Origin of the sequence: Kordia sp. (assembly GCF_050633145.1) — a bacterium.
Classification (GTDB): Bacteria; Bacteroidota; Bacteroidia; order Flavobacteriales; family Flavobacteriaceae; genus Kordia.
Map to the genome: position 1 here is coordinate 1 of NZ_JBOEFY010000033.1, position 16,505 is coordinate 16,505.

Annotated in this window: 13 protein-coding genes; 8 read left to right on the plus strand and 5 right to left on the minus strand. The window is 32.7% G+C overall.

Annotated features, from left to right (window positions below; translation table 11 throughout):
- The 4 genes from ACRBBL_RS16365 to ACRBBL_RS16380 form a co-directional block, all read left to right on the plus strand.
- The coding region (locus ACRBBL_RS16365; RefSeq protein WP_431370147.1) for an ABC transporter ATP-binding protein at positions 1–453 on the plus strand (453 nt) is incomplete at its 5' end.
- A gap of 459 nt (positions 454–912) precedes the next feature.
- Complete coding sequence (locus tag ACRBBL_RS16370; RefSeq protein ID WP_431370148.1) at positions 913–1,479, plus strand: hypothetical protein; 567 nt, start codon at positions 913–915, stop codon at positions 1,477–1,479.
- 191 nt (positions 1,480–1,670) lie between these two features.
- Positions 1,671–3,140, plus strand: coding sequence for an alkaline phosphatase PhoX (locus ACRBBL_RS16375; protein ID WP_431370149.1), 1,470 nt, complete (start codon positions 1,671–1,673; stop codon positions 3,138–3,140).
- Positions 3,141–3,143: 3 nt separating this feature from the next.
- Complete coding sequence (locus ACRBBL_RS16380) at positions 3,144–4,985, plus strand: cytochrome-c peroxidase (protein ID WP_431370150.1); 1,842 nt, start codon at positions 3,144–3,146, stop codon at positions 4,983–4,985.
- Here the strand turns inward: ACRBBL_RS16380 and ACRBBL_RS16385 are convergent.
- Entirely contained in the window at positions 4,980–5,987 is a 1,008-nt protein-coding gene (locus tag ACRBBL_RS16385) for a carboxypeptidase-like regulatory domain-containing protein (protein WP_431370151.1), read from the minus strand. The genes ACRBBL_RS16380 and ACRBBL_RS16385 overlap by 6 nt on opposite strands.
- Before the next feature lie 69 nt (positions 5,988–6,056).
- Between ACRBBL_RS16385 and ACRBBL_RS16390 the strand changes: the two genes are divergently transcribed.
- Positions 6,057–6,818: a TIGR02757 family protein gene (locus tag ACRBBL_RS16390; RefSeq protein ID WP_431370152.1), complete on the plus strand. Its 762-nt coding sequence runs from the start codon at positions 6,057–6,059 to the stop codon at positions 6,816–6,818.
- Positions 6,819–6,962: 144 nt separating this feature from the next.
- Here ACRBBL_RS16390 and ACRBBL_RS16395 read toward each other — a convergent pair whose 3' ends face one another.
- The 4 genes from ACRBBL_RS16395 to ACRBBL_RS16410 all read right to left on the minus strand — a co-directional run bounded on the left by ACRBBL_RS16395 (position 6,963) and on the right by ACRBBL_RS16410 (position 13,205).
- Complete coding sequence (locus ACRBBL_RS16395; RefSeq protein WP_431370153.1) at positions 6,963–7,133, minus strand: hypothetical protein; 171 nt, start codon at positions 7,131–7,133, stop codon at positions 6,963–6,965.
- Positions 7,134–7,347: 214 nt separating this feature from the next.
- Positions 7,348–7,773, minus strand: a complete 426-nt coding sequence (locus tag ACRBBL_RS16400; RefSeq protein ID WP_431370154.1) for a hypothetical protein — start codon at positions 7,771–7,773, stop codon at positions 7,348–7,350.
- A 165-nt stretch (positions 7,774–7,938) separates the two neighbouring features.
- Positions 7,939–11,418, minus strand: a complete 3,480-nt coding sequence (locus ACRBBL_RS16405; protein ID WP_431370183.1) for a hypothetical protein — start codon at positions 11,416–11,418, stop codon at positions 7,939–7,941.
- 230 nt (positions 11,419–11,648) lie between these two features.
- The gene (locus tag ACRBBL_RS16410) at positions 11,649–13,205 is read right to left on the minus strand and encodes an NAD(P)/FAD-dependent oxidoreductase (RefSeq protein ID WP_431370155.1); all 1,557 of its coding nucleotides are present in this window, start codon (positions 13,203–13,205) and stop codon (positions 11,649–11,651) included.
- A gap of 255 nt (positions 13,206–13,460) precedes the next feature.
- Here ACRBBL_RS16410 and ACRBBL_RS16415 point away from each other — a divergent pair, with 255 nt between their 5' ends.
- The 3 genes from ACRBBL_RS16415 to ACRBBL_RS16425 all read left to right on the plus strand — a co-directional run bounded on the left by ACRBBL_RS16415 (position 13,461) and on the right by ACRBBL_RS16425 (position 16,426).
- Positions 13,461–15,182 carry a hypothetical protein gene (locus ACRBBL_RS16415; protein ID WP_431370156.1) on the plus strand — a complete coding sequence of 574 codons (1,722 nt, stop codon included), beginning with the start codon at positions 13,461–13,463 and terminating at the stop codon, positions 15,180–15,182.
- Between the two features lie 75 nt (positions 15,183–15,257).
- Entirely contained in the window at positions 15,258–15,554 is a 297-nt protein-coding gene (locus ACRBBL_RS16420) for a hypothetical protein (RefSeq protein ID WP_431370157.1), read from the plus strand.
- A 167-nt stretch (positions 15,555–15,721) separates the two neighbouring features.
- Complete coding sequence (locus ACRBBL_RS16425; protein WP_431370158.1) at positions 15,722–16,426, plus strand: hypothetical protein; 705 nt, start codon at positions 15,722–15,724, stop codon at positions 16,424–16,426.
- Positions 16,427–16,505 lie beyond the last annotated feature (79 nt).

Genomic DNA, 16,505 nt, shown 5'->3' on the forward strand with positions numbered 1-16,505 from the left:
CTTTCTGAAAAAGAGTTGGCAAAATTTCGTAACGATCATATCGGATTCATCTTCCAGTTTCATCAATTGCTTCCTGAGTTTACAGCGATTGAAAATGTATGTATTCCTGCGTTTATTAAAAATACAGACAAAGCAGCCGCTGAAAAAAGAGCGCAAGAATTGTTAGATTTCTTAGGATTGTCTGATAGATATCACCATAAACCCAATGAACTTTCTGGTGGAGAACAACAACGTGTCGCGGTGGCTAGAGCTTTAATGAACAAGCCTGCTATCATTTTTGCAGATGAACCAAGTGGAAATCTAGATTCAGAATCGGCAGAAAACTTACACAATTTATTCTTTAAACTTCGTGATGAATTTGGGCAAACGTTTGTCATTGTAACGCACAACAAAGAACTCGCGAACATGGCAGATAGAAGCATTGTAATGCGTGATGGGAATGTTGTGGATTAGGTACTTTGGGTGTTAGGTGTTAGGTGTTAGGTGTTAGGAAAATACTTTTTCATTTTGCATATTAAACTTTTCATTTTAAATTTCGTTATTCGTTATTCGTTATTCGTTGTTTGTGGATTTATTTTTTCGCCCTAAACTACTAAACTCATAAACTATACATCTTGCAAGTTTGATATCGAAAAATCCAAGATCGTACTTTGAAACATCTCAATACTCAATACTGACTTCTCAATACCATGCTTTCCACAAAACGTCACTTCGAGTGGAATTTCGTAGAAATTATGTATCGAGAAGTACTACGAATTCTATAGCTATTCTCGATAGTACTGCTGAGTTTATAGAAGTGCACCAAATCATAGATTCGCAGTCGAACTGACAGCTAGAAAACTAAATTAAGAATCATTCTAAATAATACGCAACCTTTTCAAGGTTTCAGCATCTACTAAGAAAATTGAAAACATGAAAAATAAAATTATCAAACTATTTTGCTTTGTAATAATTGCTCAAATATGCTTATATGCATGCTGTACGGATACCTATAACGTGTTTGTCAATGTAGTTGATTTTACGGTAAGAGATGAAGCTGATGATAATATTAATAGTATTTCTAATGCTGACTTTAACTTGTTTGCTAAAGTAGATTATGATCGGACTTTAGTTGCAGCCTTATCAAAACAATCAGGGTTTATTAATACCGCAAATGCGACATCCTGTGATCAAGAAGATATTGTTACGAAACGAGTAACTACTATAGAATTATTTGCAGATGCTCCATTGTTTGGAATTGAAGCAGGTAATTCATTAAACAATCATGTTCGTACAGGATTCGGACATATTTCAAATAATTTTAATATGAATGACATGGTTGCCGCTATAAATCTTGAACAAACGAATCACTCGCAAGAGTATTATCTGACTTTTGATACGCCAATTCCATCTGAAACGACCGTAACTTTCAGAATCATCTTTACTTTTGAAAACGGAGAACAACTGGAACGCACTGCGCCTCAGGTAACTTTTGAATAAAAGCTAAATTTCAGCTACTATAATATAAAAGATTCTACAACTTTACAACTATCAAATTCTCGATTTCATATAAAATTAAACTCGAAACCTTAACTTAATACAGAGGTAATCGTAAAACAATAGTAAGCTAAATATTCACTAACACAACATCGATAGTTTTGGAGAACTAAAAATTCGCAAATAAACAATCGATGAAAACCATTTCAAAAATTTTAGCATTAGCAGGACTTATTTCTTTCGCGTCTTGTAATAATGATGACAATAACGGTACAACTACAACTCCAGACGGAAACAGTAGCGTTATAGACCTTAAAAATCACTCTATGACTCCTGCTTTTGTAACGAAGCAAGCAGAGTTTAACGACATAGAAGTGTACAGTATCTTAAGTTCAGAAGATATATTATCTGAATCTCCAAACTTTGTATACGGAAGTATGGCAGATGGTTGTGGTCTTTTAAGAAATGAAGACGGAACGTTTACCTTAATCAACAATATTGAAGCTGATTACTCCATTGCTCGTATTACTTTAGATGCAACTTTCAAGCCAATCAAAGGAGAATACATTGTAAACTCTGATGCTACTGGAAACACTGCACAATGTTCAGGAAGTTTAGCTACACCAGAAGAGCATGGGTATGGACCTGTATATTTAAGCGGTGGAGAATGGGGAGCAATGCCAACAAACAATGTGTTTATGGTAGATCCTTACAAATCTGCATCAGAAGCAAGTGTTGCTGAAGTATTACCAGCAATGGGACAATGGACTATTGAAAACGCAGTACCACTTGGAAAAGATGCATTCCCAGGAAAAACAATCGTAATGATTGGAGATGATAGCCGCGGAGATGCTGGTGGACAATTAGCAATGTATGTTTCTAACACTGTTGGAGATTTACATGGAGGTAATTTATACGGATTAAGAGTTGGAGATGGTACTATAACGGATAACGACTTAGTAATTGGTGATGAGTATGATATTGAATTCGTTCACTTAGACCAAACAACATACAATGAGTTAAACACAGAAAGTATGTCAAAAGGAATTATGGCATTCAATCGTGTAGAAGATATCGACTACAGAAAAGGTTCTGCTGCAGCAAACAGAGAAATTTATTTTAATGCTACAGGGCATTCATCTAACTCAGATACGCGTACAAAATATGGTCGTGTATACAAATTAGTTTTAGATGAAAACAATCCTTTAACTGGAAAACTTACCTTAGTTTTAAACGGAGATGACTTAACAGGAAAAGCAAAAACATTCCACAGTCCAGATAATATCTTAGTAACTGAAAACTACGCATACATCCAAGAAGATCCAAATGGATATGTAGACGATATGGTAAAACAACACGATGCATACTTATATCAGTATGACTTAAATACAGGTACATTAAAAGTAGTATTAGAATCTGCTCACAGAACTGTTGAAGCAGTTGATAACGGATATGCAAGCTTTGATGATCGATGGGGAAAATGGGAGCTTACCGGAATGATTGACATTTCTGATATTATTGGCGAACCTGATACTTTTTTATTAATTCAACAAGCGCATTCTTGGTATAGCGACGTCTTCTTAAATCCTGATGGCGCAGGAACTGACGCTAACAGTAGAAATGAAGGAAGTATTTTACTAGTTGTAAAAGGATTAGCGAGATAAGTCATGCAAAGAAAAATTAATCTACCTAAAGAGGCTTATATCATAAGCCTCTTTGTAGCATGTATGAGTTTCCTAGTTTCGTGCAAAAATACGGTTGAAACAACAGCAATTCCAGCAAATGAAAAGGAAACGATTACTGACGCAATTAAAGTGCAATTTGGGAACGATTTACAGAATTGTATTGATGATGTAAACGCTTTGCGCGAAGCAACAACGAAAGATAGTATTTTGCATTATTTCAAGGCTTCTCGTTTAGATTTTAAACGTATGGAGCCAATTTTATCTTTTTATAATAGTGCGAATTATTATGGATTGAATAAAGCCAATTTACCCAAAGTTGATGAAGGTGATAATGCTGAAAAAGTAATTGAAGCATCTGGTTTTCAAGCTTTAGAAGAAGCAATTGCTGAAACTGAAATTGATACAACAGCAATTCACGCATATGCGAATGATATTTATAGAAAGTTAAAACTAGAACAAAAACATAATTCCATCTTAAAACATACTAACTATAAATTTTTATGGTTAACACGTCAAGCATTAGTTAGAGTGATGTCTTTAGGAATATCTGGATTTGATTCGCCTGTATTATTACAATCCATTCCTGAGAATAAAGAAGTGTTTGTGAGTTTAGAAAAGTATTTCAACATCTACGAATCACAGTTTAAAAACAAAGAGTTATATAAAAATTGGATTTCCGCATTGCAAACTGCGCAACAAGCATTTGACGAAGCTGAAAGTTTCAATACGTTTGATCGATATGGTTTTATAAAAAATCAACTGCAACCAATGCTTTCTTTGTGGAATCAAACCGTAAGCGATTGGCAAGTGGAATTCCCTTTTAAACAAAAGTTAAACTACGACATTGATTCGTTTTATGCTTCGGAAACATTCAATCCAAATGCATTTAAACCAGGATACAGTCCAAAATTATCACCAGAAATTGCACAACTAGGAAAAGATTTATTCTTTGATGCGTCTCTTTCAGAATCAGAAACAATGAATTGTGCGAGCTGTCATCAACCTGAAAAAGCTTTTACAGATGGTTTACGCTTTTCTAAAGATAACAATGGAAACTTTGTACAACGCAACTCTCCTACGCTCTTATATTCAAGCATTCAGCAATCGCAATTTTATGATGCACGTGTAGAAAATCTGGAAAATCAAATCTTAGATGTAATTAACAATGAAAAGGAATTTCATGCAAATACAGCGAAGATTATTGAAAAACTGGAAAAATCTCCAACGTACAAAAAGCGTTTTCAAAAGTTATACAAACAAGGAATTGATCACAAATCGGTTCGCAATGCTATTGCAATGTTTATACGTACATTGACGCCGTTTAACTCAAAATTTGATCGAAACATTTCTGGAAAAGAAGATACATTTACTACAGAAGAAACCTTAGGTTTTAATCTGTTTATGGGAAAAGGAAAATGTGCTACCTGTCACTTTGCGCCTGTTTTCAACGGAACAGTTCCGCCATACTTTACAGAAAGTGAATTGGAAGTTTTAGGTGTTCCAAATACCAAAACATGGGAAAACGCTATAGTTGATGAAGATTTAGGGCGTTACAATGTAGCACAAGCTGAATTGAAAAAACATGCGTTCAAAACACCAACTGTGCGAAATGTATCCAAAACAGCACCATACATGCACAATGGCGTGTATGATACTTTGGAAGAAGTGCTAAAATTTTACAACCTTGGCGGCGGCGCTGGTATTGGAATTGAATTGGAAAACCAGACACTTCCGCCAGATGCTTTAGAATTAACTCCAGAAGAAATCAAAGCAATTATTGCCTTTATGAATTCGCTTGAAGATAAATTGGAAGAAAGCTTATAAATTATAGTTTAACGGCAAGGTATTAGCCATACGTTTGTCTCCTAAAACGCCTCCAAATAAAATCTTTTTTGGAGGTGAATAATTTCCGTACTTATTGATTACAAATTCTTTTTTGGCTTGAAGAATTGTCATGAACGATTTGTGAAAACGATCATATACAATAATCACTTTCTCTGTTGTAAGTTCTATGTTGGTATCTTCTCCCATTTGGGTAATTTTAAAATACTTGTATGGAGGCACAATAAATCCATTGTGAAATATTTGATACCCGTTTTCTTTTAATTTTTTAGTTGCCAATGATCGCATAAAATGTAGTACTGATTCTCCATACTCTCTTTCTCTTGCAATGCGATGTTTTCTCCGTACGCGTTCATTTCGCTCTGTATAAAAACTTGAACCTTCTACATACACGCTTCGTGTGAGTGCTTCTCCTGAATTTGTTAGGCGTAAATCTGCTTCAAACTCTTCCATAGTATAAGAAACCATGTATCCTAAATACCTATTTTTAATAATAAGCGGCTTATCTGAATATGCATTTAGTTTCTGTGTCATAGGATTGTAAACCAACTTAATGTCATCTAAATTCAAGATTTTACATTCAAAACGTTCAACTGACTTTCCTAGAAATTCACGTTTAAAAATTTCCATTTTCTTTTTTCGTGACCAAGGATCATTTTCAAGATATACGGTTCCTAAAGCTTGTGGTCGCAATTCCATATTAATTTTTACGCCATTTTCAAGCTTACGCACATCTAATAACTGCTTTTCATAACCTACATAACTAATAACTAAAGCCGATTCTGTAGAAGGTTTGTACTTAATAGTAAACTTACCTGACATATCTGTTGTAGTTCCAATGGTTGTCCCGTCAAAATATACTGATACTCCTAACAATGGTTCCTGTGTTTTTTTGTCAAACACATACCCTTTTAAGGTTTGAGCATACGATATGGGTACAACTAATAAACTGAAAAAAATAAAAAGTGGTAAATAATTTTTCATGATGGTAACGGTTTTAATTTAATGCAACTAAAAATAATAATTATTTTTGTAAATAGATTATACCATTTTATGAATTTTACCGAACTTAAATCTTTTCTCGACGAAAAAGTTATTGAATACAATCAACCTAAATTTGTAGAAAGTGATCCTATTCAAATACCGCATCAATTCAATCAAAAAGAAGATATTGAAATCGCTGCATTTTTAACGGCTACCATTGCATGGGGAAATCGTAAAATGATCAATAATAATGCGAAAAGAATGATGGATTTGCTAGGAAATTCTCCCTATGATTTTGTGATGAATCATACCGAGGAAGACTTAGAATCGCTGGAATCGTTTGTACATCGTACGTTCAATGGAACTGATTTTGTGTTTTTTATCAAAGCGCTAAAAAACATCTACCAACATCATGGCGGATTGGAAGCGGTATTTGCAAACACAAAAGAAGCACGTATGCAAAATGCCATTTCTAAGTTTAAAGAAATCTTTTTCAGTATTCCACATCCGCAAAGAACAAGAAAGCATGTTTCTGATCCACAAAAAGGAAGCGCCGCAAAACGTATTAATATGTTTCTCCGTTGGATGGTTAGAAACGATACTACTGGTGTTGATTTTGGCATATGGAAAAGCCTTTCTCCATCGCAATTGTCTTGTCCACTAGATGTACATTCGGGAAATGTAGCACGTAAATTGGGATTATTGAAACGAAAGCAAAACGATGCCAAAGCTTTGCTAGAATTAGATACTGCCTTGCAAAAATTGGATCCGAACGATCCTGTAAAGTATGATTTTGCTTTGTTTGGTTTGGGCGTTTTTGAGAAGTTTTAGTTTAGACTTCTTAGACTGACTTAGACTAACTTAGACTTCTTAGATTTCTTAGATTTTTAGACTGTTTCTTGGACAGGACGTAATTTTGTGTGAATTAAAACAAAAAAACGAACCGAAGTTCGTTTTTATAATATTTCTTCTTTTTTACTCATTACAACATCTAGTTCGTTTTGTTGGAACTTGTCCACAAGCATAACAATAAGATGCACAGTTTGTATTATCTGCAGTATTTCCTCCACCTGTAATTTGTAATCCTGTAAAGTTTGAAACTACTTTTTTGTTCAACGCTAAACCTTTTAATTTTTGTGTTTTCATAATATTTGTTTTACTAATTAATTTGAAACGAAACTAGCATGAAAAAATACGTTGAACAACAAAAGGAATCTAGGATTCGACAATAATAGACTCAAGAAAATCATATTAAAAAACTGAATTACAAATACTTAAATTCTATTTTAAAATTCATTCCATAAAAAAACCTCATCTAGTCGATGAGGCTTCATTTTAATATATTTTAGTTGCTTTCAGGCTATTTTACACGTTCAAAAACAATTGCATCCGTTGAAAAATCTGTAGGTCTTCCTGTTCCACCTCCAAAGGTCATTGCCATTTGCATTTCGTCTTTAGATTTCATTTTTAGAATCCCTTTTAAGCGACCTAATTCTTTTTTCGATTCAGTATCGATGATAATAAAATCAATTCCTGCTGGCGATATTCCATTATTTACTTGATATTTCATTGCTGCAGTCATACCTTGCATTGCATATGATTTTCCACCAACAATTTGACCGTTGATTTCAAATGAGGCATATCCATCGCTAGTAAGCGTTAAAAAGCCTATATCTCCTTGATCTTGCCCTTTCCATTTTCCTACATAATCGCCTTCTGGAGCAGTAAAAGAAAATAGTAGCATTAAGGTTACTAAGGCAAACGACAGTTTTTTCAAAATTTTCATAATCGGGATTTTAATAAGTTTTCTGTTAACAATATAAATCAAAATTTTTTAATTGACTAATTATTTTTTAGCCTTCAAAATTTATATCGATTTCATTATAATCAATTTGCATGCCGATATTTTTACATCGTTATAAATATCATTGTTAATTCTACAAATAGAAAATTAATTTTCAGGTAATTGTTCTTGAATTTGAAAGGTGCTAAAGTTTAAAAAATTACTTGGATGTGCCAATACATTTTGCAGAATAAAAGGCGTATCTGGGTTTGTACCTGAATATTGTGTATTTCCATCCATATTTATATCAAAGACATCATATCCGTTTGCAATATACGTAGGAAAGTTGAGGAAATTACCTGCATCATTCAGCACTTTCGATAATATACTTGGTGTATCTGGGTTTGTTCCTGAATATTGAACAGCAACATCTCCATTAGCATTTCCTGTCCACATGGCAATAATTCCCGTTGGCATTCCAAAAGTCGTTTGCGCATTTGTTCCATACGTAATTTGAGTCGCAGCATTTGTAAAATCTACGGAAGTGGCAACATCACTTAGAGCAACTGTATTTTGAGTCATGATTCCTAAATGGTTTCGGTGTTTAAGTACCACATGATAGTTTGCATGATCTGCTGCAAAACTTAAGATAGAAACTCCATCAGTAGCTACAACATCTCCATCACGTTGTAATAAGGCTGATTGTGACGTTATTATTCTTGTAAGGTCGTTTTCATCACGCAATTCTAACCAAACCCAATCCACAATAGCATTGTTTCCTGTAACTGTAAATACAGCATTGGTAGTAGTTAATCCATCTTCGTACGGACTTGTCGTTGGTACTAAATTCGCAACTCGTAAGTTGTCTCGCATTAGTGTTTCTTCACCTGTATTTGGTTCTAAACTTGCTCCTTGCAGATATATTTTTGGTTCAATTTCTACTGTTTGACAAGAAACTTCATTGAAACTTGTATGCGCATCTTTATACAGCCAATTTGCATAACTATATGCTTCATTATCTACTGTAACACAGGTTAAATTTGGATTACCATATGAATCGAAAAAAACATCAAAATATGAAAGATCTTCAGGCAAGATTAAGTGATTTGCTCCATTCTTCATATTTAGTACGCTCAAGTTATTATTACTACAGAGAAGTACTTCTAACTTAGTATTATTGCTAACATCTAAACTTGTTAAGGCATTAGAACTACATTGTAAATATGTTAAATTTAAATTATTACTAACATCTAAACTAGTTAAATTATTATCATACAGGCTTAAAACTGATAAATTTAAAAAATCTTCAATACCTGTAAGATCAGAAATATTTTTATTGTTCAGATATAAGTCTAGGGTATTTATGATAGAAGCCGTTGGAATATAATCATCGTTCGCAATACCATTTCCTAGGTTATTCGCTTCTAAATAAGCTTCAAAATTATCATCTGGCACATAGGTAAGACATAATTGACTAAAACTAACGCCAGAATCGATAGTTGTCCAATTAGTAGTACTATATGCAGCATTATCTACTTGAATACAACTTAAATTTGGATTGCCTATTGTATTGAAATCGGCTGAATTATTAATAAGTTGATTGTTTCCATTTTTAAAGGTAAAAAAGTGTAATTCATTATTGGAAGCATTAAGAGAATTTAGTTTTGTATTATTGTTAAGATTTAAAATCTCTAAATTATTAGCACTACAATTTAAATTAGTTAGACTCACAAAACCTTCAATACCTGTTAAATCTAAAATACCTTTGTTGTTTACATCCAAACTTGTAACAAGAAAAATATTTGCTGCTTCTACCTGATCATCTAAAACAGTATCATATCCAAGATCGATTAGTGCCTGCTCAAAGTTATCATCAGGAACGAATCTGGTACATGTTGTTTCGCTAAAGCTTGTATGTGCATCTTTATACAACCAATTTGCATTACTATATGCTTCATTATCTACTGTAATACAGGTTAAATTTGGATTACCATATGAAATGAAAAAAGGATCTGGATATAAAGGATCTTCAGGTAAGATTAAGTGATTTGCCCCATTCTTCATATTTAGTACAGCCAAGTCATTATTACTACAATTAAGAGTCTGTAACTTAGTATTATTACTAAAATCTAAAATTGTTAGGGCATTCGAGTCACAATATAGATAGATTAACATCGTATTATTACTAACATCTAAACTGGTTAAGTTATTATTATACAGGCTTAAATCTGTTAACATCGAATTATGACTAACATCTATACTGGTTAAATTATTATCATTTAAGCTTAAAAATGATAAATTTAAAAAATCTTCAATACCTGTAAGATCAGAAATATTTTTATTGTTAGGCTCTAAGTTTAGAGCATTTGTTACAGAAGTAGTTAAGACATAATCATCGTTTGCAATACCATTTCCTAAATTATTCGCTTCTAAATACGCTTCAAAATTATCATCTGGTACATAAGTAAGGCATCCGCCACTAAAACTAACGCCAGCATCAATATTAAACCAATTAAAAGTACTATATAATGCACTATCAACTTCTACACAGGTTAATTCAGGATTATTATTGATAAAAAACTGAGTGAAATTAGCGTTATTCCCGTTTTTAACATTTAAAATTCTTAATGCATTACTAGCAGCAATAAATTGTGTTAATGCTATATTTACTTGTACGTCTAAGTAACTTATTTGATTAGCGGAACAAATTAAAGTTTCTAAATTAAGATTCTGACTAAGATCTAAACGCGTTAATTGATTAGCCGCTACAGATACTGAGATCAATGCTGTATTTTGGGTTAAATCTATCGATGTCAACAAATTATTCTCACAGTTTAAATTGGTTAACAAGCTATTCTGTGTCACATTTAATGTACTTAATTGATTGGAATGCACTACTAAAGATTCAAGTGCTGTAAATGCTTCAATTCCAGTTAAATCACTAATATTTTTATTTGAAACATCTAAAGTTGTTATTGTATTGATAATAGAAAATGGCACATAGTCGTCTAAGGGGCCTGAATCATAGCCTAAATCTATCAATGCTTGTTCAAAATTATCATCTGGAATATATACTGTTGGAATTGTAAAAGTAATAGACCAATCATCTATTGTTCCTACATCTTCATCTCCAGCATCACAAACATTTAAAGTCCAATCGCCATCGGCTAATATTGTAGCTGGTATATTAAAACTAGCAAAGCCACCTGTTCCATGCGGTGCATAATTTCCTGTGATAGAATTGGTGTTTATGGTAGGAAAAACGCCTCCTCCATCAATAATAGTACAATTTGTAAAATTATTTCCAGGACCTCCTACTCCTGAATTAATTAAATCTAAAGTAACCATTCCTGAAGGATCCGTTAGGCTTAATCGAACGTCAGAATTATATATATGAGTAATATTTAAGGTTACACTTTCGATAGCTGGGCTAGGACTTCCTGCGCCTAATGTTCCTATGTTAGTTACAGTTAATGGGATATTTAATTCATCAACCGTTCCACAGGTTAAATTAACGGTTCCATTTCCATTTTGCATGTCATAGGGACCACTATTATTTGTAAATGTTAAAGATCCTGTTCCAAAGGTTTGTGCTACTGTTACATTTGTTGTAAAACATAGTAATACAAAAAGTAAAAGATGTCTCATCTAATTGTTAGTTTAATTAATTTTTATACGTAAATAATTACTATAAAAAATATCCTAACAAGTTGATAGTATAGAGGTTATTTATATACACTGATTTAGGGGAATCTACATATAGTGAGACGAATATAAACATAATATGTTAAAATCTCAATGAAATGTTAAAATACTAATTTGTTTATACTATTATTAATAAGACTGAATTATTGGATTCTAAATTGATGTTTTTTAAATTATAAACCCACTATTGCTGCTTCCGCACAACGTTCGCCATCCATGGCTGCTGAGACAATTCCGCCAGCATAACCGCCGCCTTCTCCACAAGGAAATAAACCTGCAACTTCTGGGTGTTCTAAATTTTCTTTTCTCGGAATGTTTACAGGCGAAGATGTACGCGATTCTACACCAATAATATTCGCTTGATCGGTATAATAACCGTTCATTTTTTGTCCGAATGCAGCAAATCCTTTTCGTAAACGTCCGCCAATACTTTTTGGTAACAACGAATGCAATGGTGCCGATTGTAATCCAGGTTGATACGATGTCGGATTCAAATCGGTTGATAGTTTTCCTTCCACAAAATCCGTTAAGCGTTGCGCAGGCGCTACCTGACTTCTTCCTCCAGCCGTAAACGCTAGTTTTTCTAGATCTTTCTGGAATTCTAGTCCTTTTAACACACCGTATTGTTCGTACTTGTATAAATCTTTTTCTGCGTTGATTTCTACGACAATTCCAGAATTCGCAAACTTATTATTTCGTCGTGAAGGTGACATTCCATTTACTACAACTTCTCCATTTGCTGTTGCGGCTGGTACAATAAATCCGCCAGGACACATACAAAACGAATATACACCACGATCACGCACTTGATGCACCAAACTATAGGCAGCTGCTGGTAATAACTCGTTGCGTTCGCCTGTGCAATGGTATTGAATATTATCAATTATTTCTTGTGGATGTTCTACACGAACGCCCATTGCAAACGACTTTGCTTTCAGTGCAATTTCATGCTTGTGCAATAATTCATAAATATCTCTTGCAGAATGTCCTGTTGCCAGTATGACACGATTTGCAATCATTTCACGTCCATCTTGTAATTGAATGGCTTGTATTTTATTTTCTTTGATGATGAATTCCGTCACGCGTGCTTCAAAATGCACTTCACCACCGTATTTGATGATGGTTTCTCGAATGTTTTTAACAACGTTAGGCAATTTATTCGTTCCAATATGTGGATGTGCATCTACCAAAATTTGATCGGTTGCACCGTGATAGACTAAGTTTTCGAAAATTCTACGGACATCACCACGTTTCAGACTTCGTGTATATAATTTTCCATCCGAATAGGTTCCTGCGCCACCTTCTCCAAAGCAATAGTTAGAATCTTCATTCACAAAATGCTCTTGGTTGATGGCACGTAAATCGCGACGACGGTCTTTTACATTTTTTCCACGTTCCAGCACGATCGGTTTAAAGCCTAATTCAATACAACGTAAGGCTGCATACATTCCTGCGGGACCAAAACCGACAATATGAATTTCTTTTGCCTTAGATACATCTTTATAATCAAACTGATATTCGCTCGCTTTTGGCAATGCTTCATTGATATACACTGCAACTTTATAATTAAATATAACCAACGGTTTTCGGGCGTCAATTGACTTTCGCAATACTTTAATTCCGCTAACCTCATCTTTGCTTACACGTAACTTTTTGAGTGCTTTTTGCAACACAATATCGTCTTGTGTTTCTTCTTCTAAAGTAACGCGCAGTTGAATTTCTTTAATCATGCTGCGAAGTTATTCAAATTTTTGGAATGGTTGGTTTTTTTGAGTTGGTTCGTTTGTATGTATTTTTTATTGGATTGAGGAAAACCGTAATGAATACAATCAACTTTGATTTATTTTTGAAAAATCATAGATAGTAAACTTTAAATTAGTTTTTATTATTTCCCCTGATTACTATGATAGTGGGAACTCCTGTTATACATACAATGTATGCAATACCTAAAAACCTAGAATATTAACAAAATTAATATCCTACTAATGATTGACATAAATAAATTAGTCAGAGTTTCAACTAAAAGATTGAATCAAGCAGTTGTAAAACAAAATAAATCTGATAAATTCCATAAAAAGTATATTTCAGAGAATTTACCATACTTTGCTCGATTAATTGATGCTTGCAAAAGTCAAAAAGACAAACCAAATGCTCTACATGATATAGCTTTTGTTAGTAATCCTGAAAGGTTTCTTTCAAAAATATCTTATATGGCAATTGGTGATGTAAGGAAAAAAAATAATACTAATTTAACAAAAGACTTTCATGAAAATGAATTAGAGTTTTTAAATTCTTGTGCTGAATTAGTAAATGATACTGAATATTCAAATTTACATAATCTTGATGATATCAATAAAATAGAAAATGTTGTAATGGCTCACGGATTAAGTCCTACTTCCGATAGCCTTGCTCTATTAATGGATATTGGAAGAGTTTTTAGGTTTTCTGAAGCTTTTCAAAAACCAATGAATGTACTTCTTGCTGACATCTCTTGGATGAGTTCAAATAGATCGATTCGTCAGTTCGATACTCTTACCAGTTTAAAAATTGATGAAGGTTTAAGAATTTGTCTTGATAAAAGACAGAGACTATATTCCGCTCTTGATATGAATGCAGTAGTAAAAAAAATTATAAGTTTTGAAAAAAAACATACAATTAATTCTAAAAAACTAAAAACGATAAGCAAATATTATATTGACTTATCCAAAGCTATTTGGGGGGAAAGAACCAAAGGTCAATTAAATGTTGGATTGGTAAAAACCATATCTAAACCATTTCAAAATTTAGAACACCATAGTGATCTTGTAAAACTTGATATTCCCGAGCACATAAGAGTATTTGCTCAATTCCCTGGTGTTTTACAGAAATTAGAAGAAAGTTTAGAGGAACATATTGAAATATTAAGATCAATAGCAAAGCATTTTAATTCATTTGATGAAGAAATTTTCACTTACTTTTTTGCTCAATATTATGCTCAAAAAGAATTTAGAGATAATCATATAAAAATAAGCCCTTTTTCGGAAACTAAATTTGATAAGCCATTTGATGATTTGGATAAGTACTTTTCAACTTGGGGTGAAGGTCATTCAACTGCACATTTACTATTAAGTGGTGTAAAGCAAATTGCGTCTGAAAAAAAACTATCTGCAATTTATTTGCCGCAATATCAAATTGGAAAATTTAAGATTCTTCCTTACAATTCACTTTCTTTGGATATTTTAAGAACTGACAAGAAGGATCACAAAATTATTAACAAAGAATTAATTTGTATTGATTATAATCAGTCATTTAATACAATTAAAGAGATTTTATTAAATACACCTTTGATTCAACGAAATCGTATAATATCTGATATTTCTAGCTTTTTATTATTATGTGTTAAGTCAACAAATATAGATTATGTAAATGAAAAATTTAATGAAACAATTGGTTATAGTTTGAACGATGCCTACAAACTAATAAACTCTGAAATTGAATTAATTTTTAATCAAGAAACAAATGCAATCGCTGATAAAGATTTAAAACAATTATGGGAAACTTGGCTTAAAAGACTTGATGATACATCAAACGAAGGTTCAACATATATGCCTCTTCATTTTAATTTATTATTACTATTAAAAAATGATTGGGAAAATGAAGATATTATAACAGGTATAACTAATATAATAATTGGAACAATCGCTATATATCAAGATTTTACAAAGTAGTAATATGAGAACAGTTATTCAAAGAACAAAAAATGCAAGTGTAGAAATAAGTGATAAAATAGTTGCTAATATTAATTGTGCTTATTAATTTATTTAGGGATATCTATAGAAGATAGTAAAGAAGAAATTCAAAAATTATGGATTAATGAGGTTACAAAAAATAAAATCCCCAGAACTCTAAGTACCGATTATATCCAAAATATAGAAGGCACTAAAATTTCACATATCGCCTATTATTTTGATGCTTTACCAATTAGAGGAATTGTTGTGTATTTGAGGCAAAAAAAATATGATGTTTTAACACTAGAAAAAGATTTCTTGAATGATCTAATTTTCAAAAACCTTACAACGCAACTGAATTCACAGCATTAATTTTTGATTTGAATTTTTCAAAAACACTGTATTTTTCTTACGTATTTGTTTCCAATTTTCATGAATCTAATAAGATATAAATCAGTTTTTTATAGAGTGAACTAATATTAGTTTATCTTAAAAAAGTATATGTAACAAAACGTATATTTAAAAAACTGACGTATCTTATGAGTAATTCAAATCCCGCAGCTGTTATTGTATTTAGACACGCACATGATCTTCCTACCAAGCAGCAACAAGCTGAAATGGACGCATATAACAAAAATCTTCCTGATGATAAAAAAAGAGGTGAAAGCTATTATTATATTCATGAAGCTAAACCTTATAACTTGCCAAGTCCAAAGCAAGGTTCAATTACACTTCCATGGCAACGTTTATCACCAGATGGTTTTAGTGAAGCAAAGAACTTGGGGACTGCCTTACCAAATTGGATTGCTCAACATTGGGCAACCGTAAACCTCGTAATTACAAAAGATCCACAATCAAAAGATCAAACGCAAAATCCGTTTCAAACGGTCATTCCTGCAGCTTATGATATTGAAGCGAGTACAGATCCTAAGATAAATCCAGGAATGGATGTTGAATTCCAATTGAAAAACGATCCTGGTTTCAGCAAAGATGGACTAATCTCTGATGGTCATTCTACATTAATTTGTTGGGACAGACAAGGACTTTGGCGTGATCATGGTGAAGACAAGAGTAAAACCTATATTTTACAATCACTTGCCAAAGATAAACAATGGCCAGGGAAATTTACACGCCCTGTAAAAGCAGGTACGTTTTATGTGTTTACAAATCCTGATAAAGATGGAAAATACGATATAACTCAATATAATTATGATACAACTCATGGTTTTGTGAAGTTTGCCTAACCGAGAGATTTCCACATAAAAAATTATTTTTAAATAGCATAAAAGCAAAAGCTACCAGTTGGTAATTTTTGCTTTTTTA